Source organism: Flavobacterium sp. ACN6 (assembly GCF_002304005.1).
Taxonomy (GTDB): Bacteria; Bacteroidota; Bacteroidia; order Flavobacteriales; family Flavobacteriaceae; genus Flavobacterium.
Genome location: NZ_MRCQ01000011.1, coordinates 59595 through 84121, shown reverse-complemented (window position 1 = coordinate 84121; position 24527 = coordinate 59595). Strand labels below are relative to the sequence as shown.

21 protein-coding genes are annotated in these 24527 nt (G+C 34.1%); 3 read left to right on the top strand and 18 right to left on the bottom strand.

Annotation, left to right across the window (positions count from 1 at the left end; genetic code table 11):
- Positions 1 to 45: 45 nt before the first annotated feature.
- Positions 46 to 996, top strand: coding sequence for a bifunctional helix-turn-helix transcriptional regulator/GNAT family N-acetyltransferase (locus BSF42_RS16595; RefSeq protein ID WP_095954213.1), 951 nt, complete (start codon positions 46 to 48; stop codon positions 994 to 996).
- Positions 997 to 1086: 90 nt separating this feature from the next.
- Here BSF42_RS16595 and BSF42_RS16590 read toward each other — a convergent pair whose 3' ends face one another.
- The 7 genes from BSF42_RS16590 to BSF42_RS16560 all read right to left on the bottom strand — a co-directional run bounded on the left by BSF42_RS16590 (position 1087) and on the right by BSF42_RS16560 (position 10733).
- Entirely contained in the window at positions 1087 to 2286 is a 1200-nt protein-coding gene (locus tag BSF42_RS16590) for an FAD-binding oxidoreductase (protein WP_095954212.1), read from the bottom strand.
- On the bottom strand, positions 2283 to 2831 hold the full coding sequence (locus tag BSF42_RS16585; RefSeq protein ID WP_095954211.1) for a low affinity iron permease family protein: 549 nt from the start codon (positions 2829 to 2831) through the stop codon (positions 2283 to 2285). Before BSF42_RS16585 ends, BSF42_RS16590 begins: the two co-directional genes overlap by 4 nt.
- Complete coding sequence (locus BSF42_RS16580; protein ID WP_095954210.1) at positions 2831 to 5653, bottom strand: AsmA family protein; 2823 nt, start codon at positions 5651 to 5653, stop codon at positions 2831 to 2833. The genes BSF42_RS16585 and BSF42_RS16580 overlap by 1 nt, the downstream gene beginning before the upstream one ends.
- Before the next feature lie 149 nt (positions 5654 to 5802).
- Positions 5803 to 6633 carry an MlaD family protein gene (locus BSF42_RS16575; RefSeq protein ID WP_095954209.1) on the bottom strand — a complete coding sequence of 277 codons (831 nt, stop codon included), beginning with the start codon at positions 6631 to 6633 and terminating at the stop codon, positions 5803 to 5805.
- 22 nt (positions 6634 to 6655) lie between these two features.
- Entirely contained in the window at positions 6656 to 7435 is a 780-nt protein-coding gene (locus BSF42_RS16570; RefSeq protein WP_095954208.1) for an ABC transporter ATP-binding protein, read from the bottom strand.
- A 3-nt stretch (positions 7436 to 7438) separates the two neighbouring features.
- Positions 7439 to 8197 (bottom strand): ABC transporter permease, encoded by a 759-nt coding sequence (locus tag BSF42_RS16565; RefSeq protein WP_095954207.1) that lies wholly within the window; start codon positions 8195 to 8197, stop codon positions 7439 to 7441.
- 265 nt (positions 8198 to 8462) lie between these two features.
- Positions 8463 to 10733 carry a glycosyltransferase gene (locus BSF42_RS16560; protein ID WP_095954206.1) on the bottom strand — a complete coding sequence of 757 codons (2271 nt, stop codon included), beginning with the start codon at positions 10731 to 10733 and terminating at the stop codon, positions 8463 to 8465.
- A 537-nt stretch (positions 10734 to 11270) separates the two neighbouring features.
- Here BSF42_RS16560 and BSF42_RS16555 point away from each other — a divergent pair.
- Positions 11271 to 11432, top strand: coding sequence for a DUF1328 family protein (locus BSF42_RS16555; protein WP_095954205.1), 162 nt, complete (start codon positions 11271 to 11273; stop codon positions 11430 to 11432).
- A gap of 160 nt (positions 11433 to 11592) precedes the next feature.
- On the opposite strand, the gene BSF42_RS16550 is transcribed toward BSF42_RS16555, so the two are convergent.
- From BSF42_RS16550 to BSF42_RS16500, 11 genes are all read right to left on the bottom strand, one after another.
- A complete protein-coding gene (locus BSF42_RS16550; protein WP_095954204.1) occupies positions 11593 to 12060 on the bottom strand; it encodes a DUF1440 domain-containing protein in 468 nt (155 codons plus the stop codon).
- A gap of 26 nt (positions 12061 to 12086) precedes the next feature.
- Positions 12087 to 12596 (bottom strand): DinB family protein, encoded by a 510-nt coding sequence (locus BSF42_RS16545; RefSeq protein WP_095954203.1) that lies wholly within the window; start codon positions 12594 to 12596, stop codon positions 12087 to 12089.
- Positions 12597 to 12758: 162 nt separating this feature from the next.
- A complete protein-coding gene (locus tag BSF42_RS16540) occupies positions 12759 to 13142 on the bottom strand; it encodes a VOC family protein (protein ID WP_095954202.1) in 384 nt (127 codons plus the stop codon).
- Positions 13143 to 13218: 76 nt separating this feature from the next.
- On the bottom strand, positions 13219 to 13428 hold the full coding sequence (locus tag BSF42_RS16535) for a hypothetical protein (RefSeq protein ID WP_095954201.1): 210 nt from the start codon (positions 13426 to 13428) through the stop codon (positions 13219 to 13221).
- 13 nt (positions 13429 to 13441) lie between these two features.
- On the bottom strand, positions 13442 to 13822 hold the full coding sequence (locus BSF42_RS16530; RefSeq protein WP_095954200.1) for a DoxX family protein: 381 nt from the start codon (positions 13820 to 13822) through the stop codon (positions 13442 to 13444).
- A gap of 374 nt (positions 13823 to 14196) precedes the next feature.
- Entirely contained in the window at positions 14197 to 14928 is a 732-nt protein-coding gene (locus BSF42_RS16525) for a GNAT family N-acetyltransferase (protein WP_095954199.1), read from the bottom strand.
- Positions 14929 to 14999: 71 nt separating this feature from the next.
- Positions 15000 to 15605 (bottom strand): Crp/Fnr family transcriptional regulator, encoded by a 606-nt coding sequence (locus BSF42_RS16520; protein ID WP_095954198.1) that lies wholly within the window; start codon positions 15603 to 15605, stop codon positions 15000 to 15002.
- Between the two features lie 642 nt (positions 15606 to 16247).
- A complete protein-coding gene (locus BSF42_RS16515; RefSeq protein WP_095954285.1) occupies positions 16248 to 17666 on the bottom strand; it encodes a TolC family protein in 1419 nt (472 codons plus the stop codon).
- Positions 17667 to 18002: 336 nt separating this feature from the next.
- Positions 18003 to 21173 (bottom strand): efflux RND transporter permease subunit, encoded by a 3171-nt coding sequence (locus BSF42_RS16510; protein WP_095954197.1) that lies wholly within the window; start codon positions 21171 to 21173, stop codon positions 18003 to 18005.
- Between the two features lie 12 nt (positions 21174 to 21185).
- Positions 21186 to 22400 (bottom strand): efflux RND transporter periplasmic adaptor subunit, encoded by a 1215-nt coding sequence (locus tag BSF42_RS16505; protein WP_095954284.1) that lies wholly within the window; start codon positions 22398 to 22400, stop codon positions 21186 to 21188.
- Between the two features lie 246 nt (positions 22401 to 22646).
- Entirely contained in the window at positions 22647 to 23240 is a 594-nt protein-coding gene (locus tag BSF42_RS16500) for a TetR/AcrR family transcriptional regulator (RefSeq protein WP_095954196.1), read from the bottom strand.
- A 654-nt stretch (positions 23241 to 23894) separates the two neighbouring features.
- Between BSF42_RS16500 and BSF42_RS16495 the strand changes: the two genes are divergently transcribed.
- On the top strand, positions 23895 to 24329 hold the full coding sequence (locus BSF42_RS16495) for a cupin domain-containing protein (protein WP_095954195.1): 435 nt from the start codon (positions 23895 to 23897) through the stop codon (positions 24327 to 24329).
- The last annotated feature ends 198 nt before the right edge of the window (positions 24330 to 24527 follow it).

The following is a 24527-nucleotide window of genomic DNA, read 5'->3' as shown; positions in this document are numbered from 1 at the left end:
TTTTTTTATAAATTTGCATAACTAGTTATGTAATTAATTATTGTTATGGAGTTTTTTAATAAAGTTGGCAAAGTGGCTTTAGGCAGCCGTTTACGTTTAATGACAGCAAGTTTTACAGATGATGCTTCAAAGATTTATGAATTGTATGGAGTCGATTTTAATCCGAAATGGTTTCCCGTGTTTTATACCATTGCAGAAGAGAGAGAACTGACGATTACAGAAATTGCAAATGAAATTGGTCATTCTCAGCCGTCTGTAAGTAAAATTATTCAGGAAATGGTTGGAGCTGGAATACTGGAGGAAAGTGTAAAAACAGACGATAAACGCAAAAATAATGTTGTTTTAACCGATAAAGGGATTTTGATTTCGAAGAAACTTACACAACAATTATTAGATATTGATGTAGCTGTTGAAGGTTTAATTGCTGAAGCCAAACACAATCTTTGGGCAGCCATGGAAGAATGGGAATTTTTATTGCAGCAAAAATCATTATTTAAAAGAGTAAATGATCAGAAGAAAATCCGCGAAAGCAAAGATGTAGAAATGGTCGAATATAAACCAGAGTATAAAGAAGCGTTTAAATCTTTGAATGTGGAATGGATTTCTACTTATTTCGAAATGGAAGAAGCTGATTATAAAGCACTGGGTAACCCCGAGAGTTATATTTTGGATAAAGGAGGAAAAATTTTAGTGGCTTTACATCAAAATGAACCAGTTGGCGTCTGTGCTCTTATAAAAATGCAAAACAGCGAATATGATTTTGAAATGGCTAAAATGGCCGTTTCACCAAAAGCACAGGGCAAAAATATTGGCTGGCTTTTAGGAAAAGCAATTGTAAATAAAGCTAAAGATCTTGGGGCGAAAAAGATATACTTAGAAAGCAACACTATCTTAAAACCTGCAATAAACTTGTATTACAAATTAGGTTTTGAAAAAGTATTTGGAATTTCAACACCGTATAAGCGATGTAATATACAGATGGAGTTGGTTCTTTAAAAGAGGTTCAAAGGTGCAGAGGTTCAAAGGTGCAAAGATTTAAACCTTTGTCACTTTGCACCTCTGAACCTTTGTCCTATAGAAAGAAAATCATCTCCCAAACCTATAATACTCTAAATCTGTGTTTTTTTTGCCGCGCAGAGAATCCAGAATAGAATTCATTCCGATCACGCTGAAAGTAATTCCGTTTCCTCCGAAACCTAAAATATAATGTTCGTTTTTTCTCGGATTTGGTTTTCCGAAATAGGGAAGTCCATCTTTAGTTTCTCCAAAAGTTCCCGCCCACGAATAATCAATTTTAAAATCAAGATCTGGAAATCTTTTGGAAAAATGTTTTAAGAGATACTCTTCTTTTTTTGGAATTAATTTATCACGTTTCGTAGTATCTTTAAAATCTTCGTCGCCGCCACCCATAATGATGCGGTTGTCTTCGGTAGTTCTAATGTAATGATAAGGTGAGGCCGTATCCCAAAATATAGCATGTTTAAAACTCTCAGGAAGATCAGGCTGACTTTCAGAAGCAATAACATAGGTGCTTTTTAGGTCAACAACTTTTTCTGTTAAAGTTTCTGTACTTTCATAACCAGTGCAATGTATAATGTGTGAGGCAGTTATAGTGTGTTTTGAGTCGGTTACAGCGATGATTTTACCTTTTTGATGCTGTATGGAAGTTACATTTGTTCGATCGAAAATCTGCATTCCTTTTTCATGACAATGAAATAATAAATCACTTGCAAGTTTAAAAGGATCCATTACTGCAGCAGTTTTAGATTCTATGGCCGCAATGGCTTTTAAACCCATTTTTTGCAGATCAGTTCTATTGAGCCAGCTAATTTCAAAACCGTGCTGTTTCCGAACTTTAAATTCATTCTTTAAATAAGGAACATCTTTTTTTAAGGTTGTAAAATGGATGCTTTTTTTAAACTCAAAATCACAATCACTTCCTACGGTGTCAATAATGTTGCGAAGTTCAAAAATGGCTTTTTTACCATTTTGATAACTTTCGACGGCACATTTTACTCCGCGTAGTTTAATAAGCTGGTGAAGCGGCACATCAATTTCATATTGCAATAATGCCGTACTGCCAGATGTACTGCCGCCACAAACATCGCGACGGTCTATGAGAACTATTTTTTTTCCTTCGTTGATTAGTTTATAAGCCATCAACGCTCCAGTAATGCCTCCGCCAATAATCAAGATATCAGTAGTGGTATCTGAATCGATTGAAGGATAACTTTGCTTCATGGCATTTTTTATCGGCCAGTATGTTTCTGCAGAGCTTAATTTCATTTTTTGGTTGTGTTTTTAGAGTTGTTTTTGGGAGTATTTTTTGCAGTGTCCTTAGTAGCAGTTTTGCTTGTTTTTGTGGATACTGGTTTATCGTTCTTTTTCTGTTTCCGATTGTGAAGTTCATGTGCTTCGGCAATAGAATGCGAAGTTCTGATGCTTTGTTCTTTTTTAGCCAGTTCACTTAATCGGTGGTAATATTTTTGAATGATAATCATTTCTTCCTCCGTCATACTTTCTATATCAACAAGACTATTGCTGGATGATTCACTAGAAGCAACGAGTTCATTTAGTTTAAGCTGAATGGCAAGCGAATCTTTATTCTGCGCTTTCTGAATCAAGAAAACCATCAAAAATGTAATAATGGTTGTTCCGGTATTAATTACCAGCTGCCAGGTTTCAGAATAATTGAAAATAGGACCAGAAACTGCCGATGCAATAACAATAATAAATGCTCCAATAAAAGCAGTCGTGCTTCCCGCTGCTTTGGAAACTTTGGTCGCAAACTTTTCGAATGCACTGCTTTTATTTTGAGATTTAGATTCCATTACGATTTTGTTTTGGATTTGCTTACTTTTTCTTTTCGAACGACTTTATTATTTTTTTCGTCGTAAACAGCAGGATTAATTTCCTGACCCGTTTTACTAAATATTTTAATTTTTGGAGCGTCGTGTGTTCCTGTGATAACAATTGGAAAACCAATAAGTCCGAAAAGAGGAAGACCCAGACGCATTCTAAGATCCAAAAGTCCGTCAAAGCTTGTAGTTCCTTTAACTGTAGGTTTAAAACCAGCCACAGTAAAGGTAAATGGCTCAATATTTATAAGATTTTTATCTATTGTAGATTTAACTTCAATTCCTTTCATATCAGGATTGTTTAAACCGTTTTGTCCTGTTTTAGAACTTATTCCGTCAAACAATTTAAGGCCTTGAATTTTTACGTCTCGTAAATTCAGCGTTCCGCCTCCTTGAAGAGATTCGTAAATTGGACTCATATTTCCATCCAGATCACCTTTGATTTTATAGTCAACAGAAATTATTCCGTGAGCTTTTTCGGCTGCAGTAACCATATCATGGAACATCGGAATTTCTTTGTAAGCTCTTTGTACATCAAAATCTTTGGCACGGAAATGAGCATCAAAATGTGCAGATGTAGGAGATTCATCCTTGTACGAAGCATCAACCCCTAAAATGCAGTCAATGATATTAAAGGTAGCATTTTCTAAATAAAATCCACCTTTTGTAATACCAGTTTTTCCGGTAAGTTTGTTAAATTTCAATCCGTTGTATTCTACTTTATCGGCATTTGCGTTTAAACTCACATTCAAATTTTTCGGAATCATAACCACACCGCTCATTTTCGGATGATCTTCTTTGGCATATTCTACTTCCGTTTTTCGATCTTTATTTTCTCCACTTTCTAGTGCCATAAATTCGTCAACATTAATCAATTTTGATTTCAGGTTGAAATTACCGCTCAAAGTTCCATTAGATTCTAAAAAGTAATTTATAGTATTTAAAAGATAACCGTTAATGTCAAAATCCGATTTTCCATAAGAAGCATTAAATTTCTCAAACCACATTTTTTCATTTTGGAAACGGAAATTTCCTTGTTTGATAAAAAAGGCTTTCGGGAATAATTCAGAAGTCGCTTTTATGTTTTTTAAAATTAAAGTTCCTCTATTGTCTAACTTATCATATTGTCCGTTTGTAGCATAACTTTGTTTTCCTTTCAACGAAAGATCCGCTTTTGCATAACCAGTTAAATCAAGGCCTTTTTGAGAGAAAACCTGATAGATTCTGCCTACATTTAATTCGCCTTTTATTTTTGCATTGTAAGCCAAATCACTAAAATCTGATAATGTGGCGTTTACATAAACCGGACTTCCTTCAAAAACAAAGGAAGCAGGCGCAACGGCAACAATCAAATCCTGATATGTTCCTGCTTTATTCAGCATATTGGCAATAAAGGTGATATTGGTAATTGGATTTGGATAATATTCGGTTTTAAGCCAGCCATTTCGCAATGAAATACCGCCTTTTGTTTTTGGAAACAATTTTTTTGAAGTACTAAATTTACCTCGTGCCTGAATATCGGTTTTCAAAATTCCTTTTAAATCAAAACTGCTTAAACCTAAAGCCGCATCGACAACAGCTAGATCCAAAGCGCCTTTTACGCTGGCATTGATATCCATTTCGCTTAAACCTTTACTATGCAGATAGGCATTGAAATAATCTTTTTCGCCCACTTTAAATTTCAATGTTCTCAGGTTGACCAATAATTGCTCTGTATCCAGTGACGGAAGCATCGCATTCAAATCCATTTGGAAATCGGTCAATGGAACGGGTGCGTCTTGATAATTTACAGAACCTTCATTGATTTTTAAATTGAAAGCTAAATTTGGTTTCTGTTTTTTCTGAACATTGTAATCTCCTTTAAAAGTTAGGAGCAAGTCACTTTTTCCTGAGATTTCTGTTTTTTCCAGCCAGGTTAAATATTCTGGCGGCATAACAGAAAGTAAATCTTTTACAGTTGTATTTTCTGAAGCTGCCTTGATATTAATTTTATAACCATCTCTTAAAATGGTAAACAGCCCTGAGAATTTCAAAGGAAGTTTATTGATTCGTAATTCATTTTTTTGAAGAATAAAGGAAAGGGCGTTTGTATTGATTCTGGTAATTAAATCGGCTCTCACTTCTTTTTTTCTTATGTAACCCGTTCTGTCGTAAAAGAAATCAAGTTCATCAATTTTGGCATCTGTTGCAAGATCAAAAATATCTTCACTTAAATTTCCTTTTCCAACATAATTAAAACCTTTTGCATCAACCAAAATCTTCGCCGAACGATCGTTATATTTTATGTGACAGTTTTTTAAATCAATTCTTTCTAATCGAATTGCTGTTCCTTCTTCTGGTGCGTTTGGATCTTTTTTCTCGTCTCTGTTTTCTGGGGCTATGTATATATTATAATTGGCTTGACCTTTTTCGTTAACCATTACATTGATCAAAGCATCAGAAACATAAAGTTTGTTGATTTTTACTTCGTTATCAAACAATAGACGTTTTAGGTTGATTCCAAAGGCAACTTCATCGGCTTTTAATAAGGTGTCATTGCTAAATGGTTTTGAACCGGTCAGCGATAAATCGTCTAGTGAAACTGTAAGCGAAGGGAAGTGCGTAAAAAAAGAAAGCTTAGATTTTGTAAAGTCCAGTTTAGTATCTAAACGTTCGTTCGCAATTTTCTTTACTTCCGAAGCAATTTTTCCAGGAAATAGCAGCGGAATTATAAATAGCAAAAACAAAATAACCGAAATCGTAATTCCGGTAATTTTTAAGGCTTTTATGGCGGTATGTTTAAATGAAGCAGGCATATACTGTAAGTTTTTACTGTCTAAAAAACAGCAGTTAAATTTAATAGTAAAAAGAGTTTCAAATTATAATGATGTGTTATAAGTTATTATTGAAAGTAATAAGTTATGAATAACAGAAAAGTTGGAATTTGAAATTTCAAATTTAGAATTTACTTTTTCTTCTCTTCCGCTTTTTTAGCATCTTCCTGTTTTTGTTTTTCCTCTTTTTCTTTTTGCTCTTGTAATTCTTTTTCCTTTTTCTCTTTTTCTTTTTGAGCTTTCTCTTGTTGTTCTTCTTTTTTCTCTTTTATTTCTTCTTGTTTTTTAACTTTTTCTTTCTCTTTTTTCTTGTAATAACCTCTTAAAAGGAAATTGCTTTTCGCAGCTTCCATATTATCACTAAAACCTTTTGTTCCAGATTCAAGGTTAGAAAGCGTATTCGAAACACTGTTGGCCATTTTATCATCTTTAACCAATCTGGCTAAAGCACCGTTTCCATTGTTCATACTATGACTAAAAATGGCTATCTCGTCTGAAATCACACCAATATTGTCAACGCTTTTCTTAACGCTCTTCATAATATCATGCATTTCAATTCCATCAACAGAAGCAAGCTGACCATTATCTTCAACAATTTTTTGGGATTTTGCACCAGGAGAAATAGTCAAAACTTTATCACCCATTAATCCGTCAGAACCAATGCTTGCCGTAGCGTCTGTTTTAATGAATTTTCGAACATCTTCTTTCATTACTAAAACAACGATTACTGTTGAGTCATTTTTTAATTGAATCTGTTCTACTGTTCCAACATTAATTCCTGAAAAACGAACGTTATTTCCAACCTCCAAACCACTTACAGTTTTAAACTGAGAAGTTATATGAAAGGTAGAACCAAATAAGTTTTTCTGTTTTCCGATAAAATATATGGCCATTACAAAAAGCAGTAAACCTATTGTTACAAACATTCCTAATTTCCAAGTATATCCCGATTGCTTTTCCATGATTTCTATTGTTTATTTTGCTTTATTCAAAAAATGAGCGTACCCATTCGTCTTCGTCTTTTTCTAGTTCTTCGTATGTTCCTTCAGCGTGAATTACACCTTCTTTCAAAACAATAATTCGATCGGCAGTTAGTTTTGCGCAGGCCATATCGTGTGTTATAATGATTGCAGATGTTTTTTGTTTGTGTTTAATATCCAAAATCAATTCACTAATTTCTCTTGATGTTATCGTATCCAAACCTGTTGTAGGTTCGTCGTATAAAATAATTTCAGGCTTTAAAATTAAAGTTCTTGCCAAGCCGATTCTTTTTTTCATACCACCCGAAAGTTCAGAAGGCATTTTGTCGACGGCATCGGCTAAACCAACATTTTCAAGAGCTTCCATTACTTCACTGTCTATTTCTTCTGCACTTAAATCACGTTTGTGTTTGGTCAATGTAAAAGACAGATTTTCTCTAACCGACATCGAATCGTAAAGAGCGCCGCTTTGAAATAAGAAACCGATTCTTACTCTAATGGCATTCAGTTCATTTTTAGGAATATTAAGAACGTTTTCATCAAATACTTTAATTTCACCTTTATCGGGTTCAATTAAACCAACGATGCATTTTATAGTAACAGACTTTCCTGATCCTGATCGTCCCAAAACCACTAAATCTTCTCCTTTATTTAAGGTTAGATTTACGCCTTTTAAGACTTTATTATCTTTTCCAAAAGTTTTGTGCAGATCTTTAATCTCAATAATTGGTTTTAGATCTTTTTCTTTTGTTTTAGGTTCTTTATGTAGTTTTTCTTTGGTCATATTTTAAAAGAATAAATCGGTTATTTGAACGGCAACCATATCAATTATAAAAATGCTTAATGATGCTGTTACAACTGCAGAATTCGCTGCCTGACCCACACTTTCTGTTCCATTTGATGCATTAAAACCCTTAAAACATCCAATCATTCCGATAAAAAATCCGAAGAAAAATGTTTTGATTGTGGCAGGAAACACGTCTAAAAATTCTAATGATTGAATAATTTGAGTCAGATATCTGTAAAAATTCACGTCTCCATGAATATTAATTCCCACATATCCGCCTACAATTCCAATTGCATCGGCAAAAAATACTAAAAGCGGCACCATTAAAGTACAAGCCAAAACTCTCGTTACAACCAAATAATTATACGGATTCACCGCTGATACTTCCATAGCATCAATTTGTTCGGTCACTTTCATAGATCCTAATTCGGCTCCAATTCCAGATGAAATTTTCCCCGCACAGATCAAAGCTGTAATTACCGGAGCAATTTCTCTAATTAAGGAAAGAGCAACCATTCCCGGCAGCCAGCTTTCGGCTCCAAATTTTACCAGAGTTGGTCTGGATTGAAGTGTAAGTACCAAACCCATAATAAAACCCGTAATCGTTACCAAAGGCAGTGATTTATAACCGATAACGTAACATTGCTTTAAAAACTCTTTGGTCTCATAAGGCGGAATAAATACCTCCTTAAAAAACTTCTTGGCGAAAACTGTAGTTTCTCCGATTTCGGTAAACGTATTTTTTAGGTTGAGAATCAAAATGTTTTTGTTTTATGTGAATGATATAAAATGAAAATCAATAATTTAACAGTTTTCACAACTGATTAAATTATAGATGAAAGTTAGCTCAATACTTGTTAAAATATTTTACAGAACTTTTTTGAGTGCTTATATAATTTTCATCCTCTCACAATAATTAAAACAAAAGAACGTTGCGGTTTGTGCAAACAAAAAATCCCTTTCATTAAGAAAGGGATTTTCCGGGTTTAAAAATAGAAGTTTGGTTAGCTTCGCCTTTATATTTTTATGAATTAATCGCTATTCCACTGCGAGATTTCATTAAGGGAATAACTTTAGATTGTGAGATCGCCAGTTTTTCCATTAATAATCTTGCCGTTAAGAAACAAACGGTAGATTCTGCACCTTGGTTTAGGTTAACGTTTTCTTTTTCAAGTCCGTCATAACCACCGCCGCTTACAGGATTGTACATAATTTGATTTAAATGGTTTTTACCTAAGAACCAGTTAAACGCAGCTTTCATTTTCTTTTTGTATTCAGGCGTTTTAAATGCTTCATAGAAAGAATTTAAGGTCTGAATTGTATATGTAACATCTATTGGCTGTTCTCCATATTGTTGTGGTTCTGAGCCTTTATGATGCCAGCTTTGATTTGAAATAGCTTTAAAGTTTCCGTCTACGAAAGTTTTAGAAATCAAGAAATCTAATGAATCTAAAGCCACTTTTTTGTAAACTGGTTTGTTAGTAATTAAATAAGCATAAAGCATAGATTCTGGCAGAATACCATTTCCGTACGTTAAATAATTTTCAAACCACTGCCAGTCTTCAGTAGCTGTATCTTCGTAATTGGCTAATAATTTAGCATTCAATTTATTGATAATTGCAGCTACGTACAAATTCGGAATTGTTGAATGATATAGATACAAACCTTTTGTTGCAAAACCAATTGAACGAGGCGACTGTATAGTTTCTGCCCATTTTAATGAATTCAATAAACATCTTGTCGCTTTTTTAGTAATTGCTTCTGGAAGAATGTCTGAAAGCGAAACCACAGTTCCTAATGCCCACAGAGCTCTTGCATTTGAATCTTCTAAATTCACTTCGGCATTTTGCTCTACGTGTTCGCGGTTTTCCTGATCCACATAGTTGATAAAATCGCCTTTTGGTTTTTGACAGCGTTGAATGAAATCTAAATAGATTAAAATATATGCTAAGTCATCTTTATCCTGCGTTAGTTTGTAATGCATACAGAAAGCGATAAGGGCTCTGGCATTATCATCTAATGTATATCCTGTATCTAAATCTGGGATAGAAATTTTACTGAACTGAACGATTCCCAATTCTGTAGTCAATCTTTTAATATGTCTTAATTGAATTGAAGGATAACTGTATTTTATCTCTGATGGATTTTCAATTAAGTTTTTATACGCATTCATATGTGTAATGGCAGCATTTTCCCAAGAAGAAGCGCGCATTTTTGTAAATGAATTGATTCCCATTTCGTGACGTAAATTTTCGTCTGCAATTAATGTAATCGCCGCATCAGCAAATTGATCTACATCTCCGATATCAACTAATATTCCAGAATCTGGAGTTAATACTTCTTTTGTATGTGGAATCTTAGAGGCAACTATCGGACATGCGCAGCTCATCGCGTAAGCAAAAGTGCCGCTAACAGCCTGATTCGGGTCTTTAGACGTAAACATATAAATGTCGGTTGCTTTTAAATATTCTAAAAGCTCGTCAGTATCTAAATATTGGTTGATAAAACGTACGTTGTTTTGCAGATTTAATTCTTCAACAATACCCTCCAGTTTATCTCTATAAGTATCAATTCCGTCTTTAATTAAATTTGGATGTGTTTTTCCAATAATTAAATACAAGGCGTTTGGTGCTTTTTCGACAATCTTTGGAAGTGCTTGAAGTCCGGTTTCAATATTTTTTCCTTCACCTAAAAGTCCGAAAGTTGATAATACTAATCGATCTCCAATGTTTAATTTTTCTTTTGCATTTTGAGGAGCTTCATAAACTACGATATGAGTTCCATGAGGTACACAAGTAATTATTTCTTCACTGATTTCATAGTCATTAATTAATATTTCTGCTGATCTATTTGTCATTACAAAAACCGAATTACTGTAGCTCAATAACAGTTTTACAAATGTTCTTAGTTCCTCATTTGGATTTGGAATTACACTGTGAAAAGTATAAGTAACAGGCTTTTTAACTGTATTTAAAAAGTCTAAAAGATAATCTCCATAATTTCCTGAAAACAAACCAAATTCATGCTGAATATGAACCAATTTTACAGCTGGATCATTATTGATTTCCTCTGCTACTCTTGTATATTCTTCTCTATTTTTAGTATTTAAGGTATATGCTTGTGTTGGATTTTCTTTTGGTTCATTAACAAGTTCGCAGATCTCGCATTTGATAGATTTACCGTAAACGTCTGTAATCCCCTTAATTGTGTCTTGTGTGTAAGTTGCAATGCCGCATTGTGTTGGCGGAAAAGTAGATAGAAAAACTATTTTAGATTTGTTTGATATTGTTTTCATGAGGATTAATTTTTAGCTCGGTTAATAACTCGTTCAGTTTCAAAGATGCCGCCGCAATTTTTCATCGGCAGCGCCATAATAAATTTTATATTGATTAATCAAAATTTGAAGTTCCAGTTTGGAACTGCTTAATTGACATAACTATGTATTTTATAATATTAAAAGGTGAAATAATTAGTTTTCTAAATGAATCCCAATGAGTTTTGCTGGATTTCTAAGTTTTTATCTTTTTTTCTAAGATTTACCAGACTTTTTGGCTTATTCCTTTACCTTATTAATTTTCGATAAAATTACTTTGGGATAGGAGCAGCGATTAATCCAATCCATTAAAAAATTAACTCTAAAGCCTAAACATGGTAATTCTGTAAGACTAAAAAGTAATAATGAAAACTAAGCGTAAATACTTGTAATTTAGTTTATTGAGTTAATTTAAAAAGCCATTTGAGTTAACAAGGTTTGTAGGAATAAAATAAATTTGAATAACAAACAAAACAGACTATTGAATAGTCGTATTTACGAACTAAAAAATCTAATATTATGTTACGCTGGACAGTCATTTTTATTATTCTTGCTATAATAGCTGGAATTTTTGGTTTTGGTGGTATTGCCGCAGGAGCCGCGAGTATTGCAAAAGTATTGTTCTTTATCTTTTTAGTGTTATTTATCATTTCACTAATATCAGGTAGAACAAAGGTTTAAGCACTCTTAAAGAAGATATTTTTTTAACATATAAGTAATCCAGGTGATAAACTTGGATTGCTTTTTTGTTTTTAAAGGAATATATACAATGATCAAAGGAATTAAAGACTAAACTCAACCTCTGCAACTATGAACCTTTGCACCTTTCTACCTTTTTTTCCTAATACCATTTAGCATAATATTTCCGCGTTATAAAGGCAATTGGTATTCCTACGCAGCAAATTACAATTAAAATAGAGAGCAAGAGCGGTAAATCTAATTTCTTTTCAGGTAATACAGGAAACACAATTGGGAGGACGATTAAATTCATTACAACCCAAATGAAAAAACCATACGAAACCCCAGATAATACAGTGTTTATTTTAAAGAATGGGATATAAGGGAAAATCTTAAAATAAAACCATGCAAAAATAAAAGTAATTAAGAAATGAAGTCCTAATCCCATAAAAGTCATTTCTGTTCCTGCAGTATACGCTTCTTTTTTAAAAATGCCGCTCGCAATAGACTGCAGAATTTTTTCGGCTGTTGTTTTATGAAGAATCACTGCATAAATTAAAATGGCAACAGTAATGTCTAATGTTCCCGCTACTAGACCAGAAGAAACAATGGTCTTAACTTTTGATCTCATAATAATCCGTTTGAGTTAATTCTGAATTATCCTTTATTGATGTTTTCGTAAATCAATTTTAGTTGATGTGTATGGCGCTGGGTATGAATAATGGCAAAATGAATCCATTCGTAAATAGTGAAGTTCTCAAAACCGGGCATTTGGAAACCAACGCAGGTCAATGTTAAATCGTATGTTTCTGCAGCTTTAAATAAATCGTTTTGTATCTTTTTTATTGAAGACTTTAACTGCTCTTTATCGTAATCAATTTTCGCAGGTTTTATATTTTCTGGTGATTCCATTTTTGTATCGAAATCTAAAAATATTTCATCGAGTTTTTTAACGTTCTCGTCAGGTTTGCGTGTTGTTTTTTCTGTTTTTCCGGCAAAAAGCTGTGTAAATCTAGAACAAGCCAGGATAATATGCTGTACAGTTTGTCCAGCTGTCCAGCTTCCTTCAAATGGAACAATATTGATTTCTTCTGGAGAAAATAAAGAAATAGTATCATTTAAGTTACTATAGGTTTCTAAGATTGTATTTTGAATACCGCTTTTCATCTTGTTTAATTTTAGAATTAGACAATAAAAAATGTGAACCGATAGGTTTAAAAAAACCTGCAGCCATTTTTATTAAATTAAATGTATAGAATTAGGGTAACGAAAAGTATTTCAAATATACAATAAAAAATTTAAAATACTATTAATCAGTAGTTTGTGTTTTTATTTTTGCTTATTTACAGAAGTAATCCACCATACATTTCCAAACGGATCTGTAACACCGCAGGTTCTGCCATAGTCCTGATCACTTAATCCCATTAAGGAAGAAGCCCCGTTTTCTATAGCTTTTTTATAAGTTTCATCGGCATTTGGAACATATACAAATAGGTGAGAAGTCTGCTTTGCCCAATCCGTAATTTCATCAGTAATCATGATTGTGCTTCCGTTTAGGGTCACTTCTGCATGCATTATGCTTCCATCTTCGCGAATTGATTTTGTATTAGTTTCTGATGCTCCAAAAACAACTTTTGTAAAATCGATAAATTTTGATGCGCCTTGTAAAATTAAATAAGGCATTATAGTTTGATGTTCTGCCGGAATATTCATTTGTGATATTTTAAAAGTTAGATTTCTAAAATTACAATTTTTTATTCTAAATTTCTATAAATCAATTAAGTATGATTTATAGAAGTTCCTCACAATGAAAACCATACGAAGTGACAAGTTCAATTATTCTATGATTTGAAATTGCAGCAGCATGAATTCTCAAAATTTTATCGCAGTCTTCAAGGTCAAAATTGATAGCGCTGTTGGGAAAATGCTCAAGAAGTTTCCCCACAATCATAATTGACTGCTCGACTTCTTGAACATTTGTTTTAAAAACTTCAATCATAAAGTTTTGATTTTTACAGCGCGATATTTTTGTATCGTTCTATTTTATGATAGGTTACATAAGAAACCACAAGAATTGCCAAAACAATTAAAGGAAAAAAGGATTGGAAATTTATTCCGTCAACAGCAAAATGACTAATTGATGCAAAAATAAAATCGAATGCAAATCCCGCATAAGCCCATTCTTTGACACGCGCTGGTACTTTTGGAATAATCAGCGCCAAAACGCCGAGAATTTTAAAAACTACTAATGCATTTCCGAAATATTCTGGATAGCCAAGATGTTTTATCCCTTCTTTCGCTAATTCTGTCTGCGAAGTCAAAGCCGGCATAACGCCCTCAAATAAAAAAATAAGAATTGTACTAGTCCAGAAAATGATTTTGGTTGTTTTCATGTAGATTATTTTTTAAATAGTTATTGGTTAATGTATTACAAATATACTATTACTACTATTTTCATGAAATACATATTTGCGACTATTTTAGGGGCATTTGGGACAAGTTTATTGTTTTAGATTTTAATCCCGAAGCCTCGGGATTAGATTTTAGATTTTTTGTTCAATAATAAACCGTAAAGTTGTGTGATCCTTCGTTCAGGATGACATGAAATAAGGAAACTATTAAGCGATTGGAACTTAATACGATTGTCAGTCTGAGCGAAGTCGAAGATCTTTTATATATTGAAGGACCTTTATGCTCCGAAACTGCTTCGACTTCGCTCAGCATGACATAGAATGCGAAATTGGAATATGGAATTTTTATTTGGAATTTAAGCCAAAATATAATTCTTAATCACAAACAAATCTTCAAAACCCAATCTTGTATAAATGTCCTTTCCCATTGCAGAAGCTTGTAACTGCGCATATTCCATCTCTAAATCGATGGATAAGTTAAGGGCAAATTTCATGATTTCTTCGGCGAAACCTTTTCTTCGCATTTCTGGGATCACGCCAACGCCATGAATTCCGATAGTTTTTCCGGTTTCAAATAGAATAAAAGTTCCAATTGGTTTTTCTTCCAAAGAAACCAAATAGAAATGCACGTTTTGATGATTCTGAATCAGAATTTCTTTGCTGATTACATATCCAAAAGCATTGGGATATAAATCAGACCAGATTTTAGCATTTTCTTCATTCATTATTTTTTTGAAAGTCAGATTGTTTTGTAAATCAAATTTTTGATCCAGTTTTAAAACCATTGCCACTTGTTCGCTTTTTAATGTAAAACCATACGCATCCAATATTTCATAAGCTTTTGATTCGTAAATATTAAAGTAAGGCAAAACCAAATCCGAATTTGATTTCATTGTTTTGGTAATATCTGGCAGATCTTTTTTAGAAATATCATTGCGAAGCCACAGTTTATTTGGCCAGCCAGAATTTTCTATTTTGCAATATTCAAAAGAATCGTTTTTATGATAGGAGAGGAAAGGAGCGCCTACGGTTTTCCACAAACCGGTAAGATTGTCAATATTATCTTTGATGAGATTTATAGAATTCATTGTAATAACAAGTTTGAATTATGGAGCAAAGATAAATCTGGTCTTTTAGAAAAACCTTTACATATGTTGATTTACAAATCTTTTTCAAGACTTTTTCTGATTCGGCTTAATTGTGTTGGCGTGATTCCTAAATGCGAAGCAATATGCAATAACGGAACGCGATCTGCAATACTAGGATGTCTTTCTAGAAGTTCCAGATATCTCTCTGTTGCGTTTTGCATGACTAGCGCCACTTCTCTTTGTTCTTTATCGATAATCCAATTTTTCTCTAAATGAGCGATATAAAAGTTTTTGAGATCTTCATTTTCATTAATTAACGAAATATATTTTTTATAATTAAGATTGATGATAATACAGTCTTCAAGCGCTTCAATTGTAAAATTAGAAGGAGATTGCTGCATCAATGAAACCTTGGAACCAGCAAAATAATTTTCTAAAAAAAGGTTTTTATTGTAAAAATTCCCCTGTTGATCGGTTATAAAAGCTCTTAAAATACCTTTTGCCACAAAATGAAGATTTTTTGCTATTTCTCCGTTTTGTAATACTGTTGCTCCTTTTTTGATTTCTTGAAATTCTGCAATGTTCTCAATCAATTTCCATGACCTTTCAGAAATTGGGTAGTAACTTTCAATGGTTTGCTTTAGTTGATTGAGATATTTCTGTTGGTGAGATGTCATTTTATTTTTGCTTTTGCGAAAGACTAAAATTAGATAAGTTTTTTGTTTGATGCAAACTGAATAATGGCTCTCGAAAAGTCGCAGAGGTGTAAAGTTATTTAATGATTTATTTCACGCAGATTTAAAAAAAAATTAAGCAGATTTGCGCAGATAATTTAATATACTTTAAAAAAAATCTGCTTAAATCTGCAAAATCTGCGTGAAATAAATCTTCGCGCCTTTGCGAGAAATTAAAACGATTGTCAGTCTGAGCGAAGTCGAAGACTTGTATGTGTTGAAATTGCTTCGACTTCGACTTAGCATGACATAAAATGAGAATAATAGCTCTCGCAGATTTTAGAGATAAAGCAGATAAAAATCTCCAAAATCTCCAAAATCTGTGAGAGACTTAAAAATCTTTGCGACTTCGCGCCTTTGCGATAAAATAAAAAGATTCTCAGTCTGAGCGAAGTAGAAGACCTTGTATGTGTTGAAGTTGCTTCGACTTCGCTCAGCATGACATAAAATGCGATCGGCATTAAAAAAACTTTGTGCCTTAGCGCCTTAGCGGCAGTAAAAAAAAACAAAAAACGCCATGAAACCTAAGTCTCACAGCGTTTTCATCTCAAAAAATAAATAATTAACGGGTAATTGTATTGGGTATTATTTCCAGCCTCCGCCTAGAGCGCGGTACAAATCTGTATTAGCTGTAAGTTGTTGTCTTTTTAGGTCTGCCAGTTCCAATTCGCTTTGCAATAAGTTTGCCTGTGCTGTTAAAACTTCAAGATATTCTGCCATACCGTTTTTGAATAATAAGTTGGCATTTTTAATCGCTTGTTGTAAAGTTTTTACTTTTTCTTTTAAGAAAGTTTCTTGCTGTTGTAATTTCTCTACCTTAACCAAAGCATCCGAAACTTCACTTACGGCAACCAAAACCGATTGTCTAAAGCTTAAAACTGCTTTTTCTCTTTCCGCGACAGCGATATTATATTGCGTTCTCACTCTTTTGTTGTTTAAAAGTGGCTGCGTTAAACCTCCTGCAACAGTTCCGAATAAAGAAGCCGGAATATTGAACCAATTGCTGGTTTCAAAAGAGTTCAAACCGCCTTGCGCTGTGATTCTTAGAGCTGGATATAAATCAGCTTTTGTGATTCCAACGTTGGCGTTTGCTAATTTAAGAGCTAATTCAGCACTTTTAACATCAGGTCTTCTGCTAACTAAAGCAGATGGAATTCCGATTGCAGTATTTTGTTTTACATCAATCGCACTCAAACGAATTGTTCTTTCCTTTGAATTCGGAAAAGAACCAGTCAAAACACTCAAAGCATTTTCCTGAATCGAAATGTTTTGTTCCAATAACGGAATCAACTGCGCTGAGTTTAATTTCTGTGCTTCAGATTGTTGAATCGCTAAAGAAGTTACTTGACCAGCATCGTATTTTAATTTAATGATATTTGTTGTACTATCATTTAAACGAAGATTTTGTCTCGCAATTTCCAATTGTGCGTCCAACATCAAAAGATTATAATATCCTCTTGAAACATTTGCCACAATATTGGTTTGCAATGCTTTTTTTACTTCTTCAGACTGAAGATATCCAGCATAAGCACCTTTTTTCTGATTTCTGATTTTCCCCCAGATATCTGCTTCCCAAGAAAGTGAAGCTCCAGCAGAATAATCATCAATATGTTTAGCACCAATTGCTTGGTTTAAGTTCAATCCTGTAAAACTATTGTCAGACGGATTGCTTGTACTTGCGTTTACTAATAAATTTACCTGAGGCACATTTCCCCATTTTGACTGCGTAAAACGGTATTGCGCAATTTCAATGTTTTTTTCGGCAATCTGCAAATCGTTGTTTCTGGCAACAGCACTGTCGATTAACTTGATAATATCTTTTTCTGTAAAGAAGTTTTTCCACTCCACATCGGCAATACTCGTTGTATCACTCGAAACCGATGCATTCCTGAAATTCTCAGGAAATGCATCTTTTGGAGTTTCAATATCCTTCGAAACTTTACAGGATATTAAGGTCGTGATCAGAATGGCGAAGGTCACGATTTTGGTTATATGATTTTTCATTCTTTCTTTTATTAAATTTCTGTACCCAAAGGGTGTAATTTTTAAACACATAGAAGCATAGTTTTTTGAAAATTAAAAAATGCGTTTCACTAGTTAAATGCACATAGTTTAGCTATGTTTGGAAACCTATTTCCTTTATTTTCTTTTTTGATATAATCCAGAAGCCTCGGGACTATGTTTCTATGTGTTAAAGTTTATTTTTAAATTTCACCCAACGGGTTAGATTTCTGTACAAGTATCTTTTCTAGTTTCAAGATCTTTTGAGATTCTGTACGATATATAAGCGATGCCAATGATGATGGCGACTAAAGCTGTTGTGATATAGTTTTCCATATATTATTTTTCTTCATTATGAATTACGGCAACTGGTTTTCCAGTAACCTTTTCTTGTAAATGCTGGAAGATGATAAAGAGAACCGGAATGATAAACAAACCTAGAATTACTCCTGAAATCATACCTCCCGCGGCTCCAATACTAATAGAGTGGTTACCCTGAGCCGATGGTCCTTTGGCACTCATCATTGGCACTAAACCAACAATAAAGGCAAGAGACGTCATGATAATTGGTCGCAGACGTAATTTTGCAGCATCAATAGAAGCTCTTACTAACGCTTGTCCCGATTTTCGTTTTTGAACCGCAAACTCGACAATCAAAATCGCATTCTTCGCCAGAAGTCCGATCAGCATGACCAGTGCAACTTGTACGTAAATGTTATTTTCGATTCCAGTTAAACCAATCGCAACGAATACTCCAAAAATACCTGCAGGGATTGACAAGATTACAGCCAAAGGCAAAATGTAACTTTCATACTGTGCAGCAAGTAAGAAATAAATGAATATCAAACACAGTAAGAATATTGTCGCAGACTGCCCTCCAGAAGAAATCTCCTCACGAGTCTGACCCGAGAATTCGAACCCGTAACCTGCAGGTAATTGTTGTGCTGCTACTTCTTCAATTGCTTTAATGGCATCTCCGGAACTAAATCCTGGTTTCGGAATTGCATTAATAGAAATTGAGTTAAATAAATTGTATCGTGAAGCGGTTTCAGAACCATAAATACGAGTTAGTTTTACTAAAGTATTTATTGGCACCATTTCGCCAGTTTTGTTTTTTACAAAAACTCTGTCAATTGCAGTTGGATCAGCTCTATCTTGTATGTCAGCCTGAACAACCACACGGTAATATTTACCAAAACGGTTGAAATCAGATGCTTGTGCGCTACCAAAATAAGCCTGCATAGTTTGCAAAATGTCTTTTACATTGACACCCAATTGATTTGCTTTTTCATCATTAACTTCCAATTGTAATTGCGGATAATCTGCTTTGAAACTCGTAAAGGCAACTGCAATTTCAGGACGTTTCATTAATTCGCCGATAAAGTTTTGAGAAATACCGCTGAATTTGTCCAGTTTTCCTCCCGTTTTATCCTGAAGAACTAAATCTAAAGCCTCGACATTACTAAATCCAGGAACTGTTGGGAAACTGAATACGAAGAAACTTCCGCCAGAAATAGCGCCCAGTTTACCACGAACCTGATTCATGATTTCGTCAATATTTTTTACATCGCCGCGTTCTTCATTTGGTTTAAGCAATACGAAAACTACTGCAGATGATGGACTTGTTGAATTCGTCAATAAGTTGAAACCAGAAATTGCGGTTACATCTCTTGAAGCATCAAGTTTACTTAAAAGATTTTCGGCATCGGTCATTACTTTTTGAGTTCCTTCTAATGATGTTCCAGATGGTGTATTTACTGCAATCGCAATAAATCCTTGATCTTCTGTTGGAATAAATCCTGCAGGAGTTGTTTTTACCATAATTACCGTTGCAACAGTAATTAAAACCAATCCGCCGATACTTAACCATTTTCTTCTGATTAAGAATTTCAATCCGCCAACGTAACGATTTGTCAACGATTCAAAACTGCTGTTAAAAGCGGTAAAGAATTTTTCTTTAAATCCTTTTTTTACATAAGGCGCTTCTGGATTGTGATCGTGTGCTGCGTGATTATCTTTTAAAAATAATGCTGCAAGCGCTGGACTCAATGTTAACGCATTTACTGCCGAAATTACAATTGCAATAGCCATTGTAAAGGCAAACTGACGATAGAAAACTCCCGTAGAGCCTTCCATAAAACCAACCGGCAGGAAAACAGCAGCCATTACCAGCGTAATCGAGATAATAGCACCCGTTATTTCGTGCATTGCTTCATGGGTGGCGATTTTTGGAGACAAGCGCTTGTGCTCCATTTTCGCATGCACCGCTTCGACTACCACAATGGCATCATCGACCACAATACCAATCGCTAGAATTAATGCGAAAAGTGTTAAAAGGTTGATCGAAAATCCGAATAACTGCATGAAGAAGAACGTTCCTAAAATTGCTACAGGTACAGCAATGGCCGGAATTAATGTTGATCTAAAATCTTGCAAGAAGATAAATACCACAATAAAAACTAATATAAAAGCTTCTATTAATGTATGCTCAACCTGCTCAATAGATTGGTCAAGAGATACTTTTGTACTATAGAAAATATTGTGTTTGATGCCTTTTGGAAAATCTTTAGAAGCCTTTTCCATCATTTTGTTAATGGCAATCTGAATATCATTAGAGTTAGAACCAGCCAACTGGATAACCCCGATTACAATTCCTTTTTTACCATTTAAACGAGTTAAACTGTTGTAAGAGTAAGCACCTAGTTCTACTCTCGCTACATCTTTTAAGCGAAGTACTGAGCCATCTGCATTAGAACGTATAGCAATATTTTCATAATCTTCTGGTTTAGTTAATTTCCCTTTGTATTTAATAACGTATTCAAAAACTTCTTTGCTTCGTTCTCCAAATTTCCCCGGAGCCGCTTCCAAACTTTTGTCCTGAATAGCGCCCATAACTTCGCTAGGCGTTACTTTGTAAGTCGACATTTGTGTTGGATTCAACCAAACACGCATAGAGTAATCTTTTACGCCACCAAAGATACTGGCAGAACCCACACCTGGAATACGTTTTAACTCCGGAATAATATTAATCTGCGCATAGTTGGCAACAAACGTTTGGTCGTATTTCGTCTCATCATCCGTATACATACCAATCGCCATGATGAAACTGTTTTGCTGTTTCGCCGTAACAATACCTTGCTGTACAACTTCGGCAGGAAGCTGACTTGTTGCCTGAGCAACTCTGTTTTGTACGTTTACTGCAGCCTGGTCTGCATCTGTACCCAGTTTAAAGAAAACAGTAATAGCTAAAGTACCGTCGTTACTGGCTGTAGAACTCATATAAGTCATGTTTTCTACACCATTTATAGATTCTTCGATAGAAGGTGCCACAGAACGTAAAACCGTTTCTGCATTTGCTCCAGGATATACCGCCGTTACCAAAACCGATGGAGGCGCAATATCTGGAAACTGTTGTAAAGGCAGTTTAGTTAAACCCAATACCCCCAGAATAACCAATAAAATGGAAATTACGGTTGCCAGTACAGGTCTTTGTATAAATATTTTGAACATTTTATTTTGGAATTATTTTTTATTAGTTACTTGGGCAACTTTAGCAGCTTTCTCTGGCTGAATAGCTTGTCCGTCCTGAAGTTTATCAATACCGCTCATTACGATTTGATCACCCGTTTTTACACCATCTTTAATTAAATAATTAGTACCGCTTTTACCTACAACTGTAATAGGCACTTTAGTTACATTATTATCCTTTCCTACAGTGAAAACAAATACTTTATCCTGCATTTCAATAGTAGCCGCTTGCGGTACTAAAATAGCATCGTCGTGCTGTAACCCTAAACGGATTCTACCTGTATTTCCAGAACGTAACGTTCCGTTTGCATTTGGAAAAGTTGCTCTAATCGTGATCGCTCCTGTAGTTTTATCAAACTGACCGTCAACCATATCGATTTTTCCAGTTTGAGGATATGCGTTATTATCAGCCAAAATCAAAGTAACCGGAGGCAGTTTTTTAATTTTATCGCCAAGAGAACTTCCTGCATATTGCGATTTAAAGTTGATGAAATCTGTTTCGCCCAAAGAGAAATAAGCGTAAACTTCATGAACATCAGATAAAGTAGTTAAAGGCTCTAGATCAGCAGCAGAAACTAAACTTCCTTGTTTTTTAGGCAGTCTTCCAATGTAGCCGCTTACTGGGGCTGTCACATTCGTATAGCCTAAATTAATCTTAGCAGAACCTACCATTGCTTTTGCCTGTTCGATATTAGCAGCAGCAATTTTTTGAGACGCTTTAGCTGTTTTCAATTGATAGTCTGAAACTACCTTGTTTTGTACTAAAGGCGTTAATTTATCCACTTCTAAATTAGCGTTAATCAAAGCCGCTTCTGCAGCGTGAAGACTTGCCAAAGCATTGTTTAACTGCTCACGAAACGGACGCTCGTTTATTTTAAATAAAGTTTGTCCTTTGCTTACATAAGCACCTTCGTCAACAAAAATTCTGTCAAGGTTACCGCTTACCTGCGGACGAATTTCAACATCAACAGTTCCTTGTATTGCAGCAGGATATTCAGCGTCAGTAGTTGTATTTGCACTTGTGATGGCCAACACAGGTAAAACCGGCGGAGGCGGAGCAGTAGGCGCCTGATTTTTATCGGCACAGCTGCTTAATACTAATGCCAGGATAAAACTGGTTATAATTAAATTTTTCATTTTCATATTGGTTTTAATTGGTTGAACATTTTCTCGTTTAATTTGTGGTATTCTGGCATTCTCGGGATTCATATTTAATTGAATTAAATTATCTAACATTGTTAAGTAAATGTGCACAAACTTTCGTACTTTAAGCATTTTCAATTTACTTTAAATCACTATTAAAATATTTAACGGTGTTAAGTAAGAGTCTAAAAAAAAGCTTTTTATTACTCGATTAAATTTTCTAACAGTGTTAAGTAATGATTATAAAAAAAAGGATTTTATATTATCCAAATTAAATTATTTTACACTGTTAAGTAAAAAATGAAAAAAAAATTATTGTATTGATTTGATGATACCGCCAATGGCATCTTTCAAAATTTGTGCATTTATAGTTTCTAAAATATCACTTTTATTAATGATGTTTATGGCGATTAAACCATGAATTACAGAAAAGAAAGTAAAATATTTTTGTTTAATGATATCCTGACTCGGATTGCTGTCTTTCATTACTTCAGCAATTACATGAGTAAATAATTTGTAAGGCCCCTCTTGAGCCGAACAGCGCTGAGCGCAGCACGTCATTTGAACACCAAACATTAACTGGTACATTTCAGTATTCGTAAAAGCGAAGTCCCAATAGGTCATCCACATGGCTTCCAATTGATCTTCTGGTTTTTCAAACTTATCTATTGCAATCTGCAATTCTTTAGTCAGCTTTATAAAACCTTTGCCAGTCAGTTCTTCTAGTATTGCTTCTTTATTCGAGAAATATTCATAAATAATAGGAGCAGTATATTCGATTCTGTCGGCAATTTTACGCATACTCAAACCATTCCAGCCTTCATCTTTCACGATATCATAAGCAGCCCCAAGGATGTTGTTCCTTGTCTCTTCTTTTTGTCTTAAAATTCGATCTTTACTAGCCATTTCATTTGAGTATTAAATTGTTTAACACCGTTAGGCAAATGTATGACCGTTTTTCTAATTATGAAATAATATTATCATAATATTTTCTTATCGCGTCATAGATTGATTTAAAAAGCTTTGGAAAACCTTTATTTTATTCAATTTTTTAGTTGAGTAAATTTTTTAAGAAGCAGAAATTTTTTGGTTTTTCAAGACCATTTGTCCCGCTCTCCATTATATCTTTTATGTCTCGTTAGAAAAAAACGAGACATAAAAGGATGCCATTTCGATCGGGGCTAGGCGAGAATGTATCATTTTCATTAGAACATTGTCAAAGTTACTATGAATGATTTTCTCGAAGGTAAAATTCCAGAGGAATGAAATATTTATAGATTGTTAAATAGCGGTTTACAAAAGCTCCAGCGGAACGATATAATAATTATCGAAATCAACAGGGATTATTTCGCCCCACTTGGGCTCTATCAAAATGTAATTAATTGTTTCTATAAATATTTCGTCCCGCTGGGACTTTTAAACAACCTAAAAATAAAAAAATCTGCCAAATCTTTGTCAACCAAAATTGACAATCATTGATGATTTAGATCACTTCTTCAAATAGCAAAAACAAGCTCACAACCACCTGTATCATTTTTTTTCGTAACATTACAATAAAAAATGAAAACACTAACCATCCTAAAAACCACAATTGCTGTTTTATTTTTCCAGCTGACCTTTTCTCAGGAAACCAAAAAAGAAACCGCACAGCCGCAATACACAATTGAAAACTGTGTCAATCATTTCGAATTAGAAAAAGCCACCAAAACAAAAGTAGGTTATCAATATTGGTTTGGCGATAAAAACTTCACTCAGGAAAACACGCTCAAAATGAGTATCGTCGAACCTGGGAAATCTACGCACGCGCCACACCATCATGTCGAAGAAGAATTTTTCTACATCCTCGAAGGCACAGCCGAATTCTACCTTGACGGAAAAACCAAAACCGCTGGCCCAAATACTAGTTTCTACTGTCCCTCAAATATGGAACACGGAATCAAAAATGTTGGAAATACTAATTTGAAGTATTTGGTTATTAAGAAGGATTTGAGGTGAGTCCTTACTACGATTATTTAATCATTCTCTAAGTTGTCATCCTATAAAATAGTAGACTAGATTGACATGAATCTTACATAATTTCAATTTAATTTTTAATAAAAATCTGAATACCAATTAATTAACTTTTATTAAAGAAAGGTTTAACATAGTCCGTTTTCGCTGGCTGTTTGAAATAACTAATTTTAACTAAATCAA

Bases quoted from the DNA above. Each gene is read 5' to 3' on its own strand.
- BSF42_RS16595 (WP_095954213.1), top strand. From the start codon at position 46: ATGGAGTTTTTTAATAAAGTTGGCAAAGTGGCTTTAGGCAGCCGTTTA.
- BSF42_RS16590 (WP_095954212.1), bottom strand. From the start codon at position 2,286: ATGAAATTAAGCTCTGCAGAAACATACTGGCCGATAAAAAATGCCATG.
- BSF42_RS16585 (WP_095954211.1), bottom strand. From the start codon at position 2,831: ATGGAATCTAAATCTCAAAATAAAAGCAGTGCATTCGAAAAGTTTGCG.
- BSF42_RS16580 (WP_095954210.1), bottom strand. From the start codon at position 5,653: ATGCCTGCTTCATTTAAACATACCGCCATAAAAGCCTTAAAAATTACC.
- BSF42_RS16575 (WP_095954209.1), bottom strand. From the start codon at position 6,633: ATGGAAAAGCAATCGGGATATACTTGGAAATTAGGAATGTTTGTAACA.
- BSF42_RS16570 (WP_095954208.1), bottom strand. From the start codon at position 7,435: ATGACCAAAGAAAAACTACATAAAGAACCTAAAACAAAAGAAAAAGAT.
- BSF42_RS16560 (WP_095954206.1), bottom strand. From the start codon at position 10,733: ATGAAAACAATATCAAACAAATCTAAAATAGTTTTTCTATCTACTTTT.
- BSF42_RS16555 (WP_095954205.1), top strand. From the start codon at position 11,271: ATGTTACGCTGGACAGTCATTTTTATTATTCTTGCTATAATAGCTGGA.
- BSF42_RS16550 (WP_095954204.1), bottom strand. From the start codon at position 12,060: ATGAGATCAAAAGTTAAGACCATTGTTTCTTCTGGTCTAGTAGCGGGA.
- BSF42_RS16545 (WP_095954203.1), bottom strand. From the start codon at position 12,596: ATGAAAAGCGGTATTCAAAATACAATCTTAGAAACCTATAGTAACTTA.
- BSF42_RS16540 (WP_095954202.1), bottom strand. From the start codon at position 13,142: ATGAATATTCCGGCAGAACATCAAACTATAATGCCTTATTTAATTTTA.
- BSF42_RS16535 (WP_095954201.1), bottom strand. From the start codon at position 13,428: ATGATTGAAGTTTTTAAAACAAATGTTCAAGAAGTCGAGCAGTCAATT.
- BSF42_RS16530 (WP_095954200.1), bottom strand. From the start codon at position 13,822: ATGAAAACAACCAAAATCATTTTCTGGACTAGTACAATTCTTATTTTT.
- BSF42_RS16525 (WP_095954199.1), bottom strand. From the start codon at position 14,928: ATGAATTCTATAAATCTCATCAAAGATAATATTGACAATCTTACCGGT.
- BSF42_RS16520 (WP_095954198.1), bottom strand. From the start codon at position 15,605: ATGACATCTCACCAACAGAAATATCTCAATCAACTAAAGCAAACCATT.
- BSF42_RS16515 (WP_095954285.1), bottom strand. From the start codon at position 17,666: ATGAAAAATCATATAACCAAAATCGTGACCTTCGCCATTCTGATCACG.
- BSF42_RS16510 (WP_095954197.1), bottom strand. From the start codon at position 21,173: ATGTTCAAAATATTTATACAAAGACCTGTACTGGCAACCGTAATTTCC.
- BSF42_RS16505 (WP_095954284.1), bottom strand. From the start codon at position 22,400: ATGAATCCCGAGAATGCCAGAATACCACAAATTAAACGAGAAAATGTT.
- BSF42_RS16500 (WP_095954196.1), bottom strand. From the start codon at position 23,240: ATGGCTAGTAAAGATCGAATTTTAAGACAAAAAGAAGAGACAAGGAAC.
- BSF42_RS16495 (WP_095954195.1), top strand. From the start codon at position 23,895: ATGAAAACACTAACCATCCTAAAAACCACAATTGCTGTTTTATTTTTC.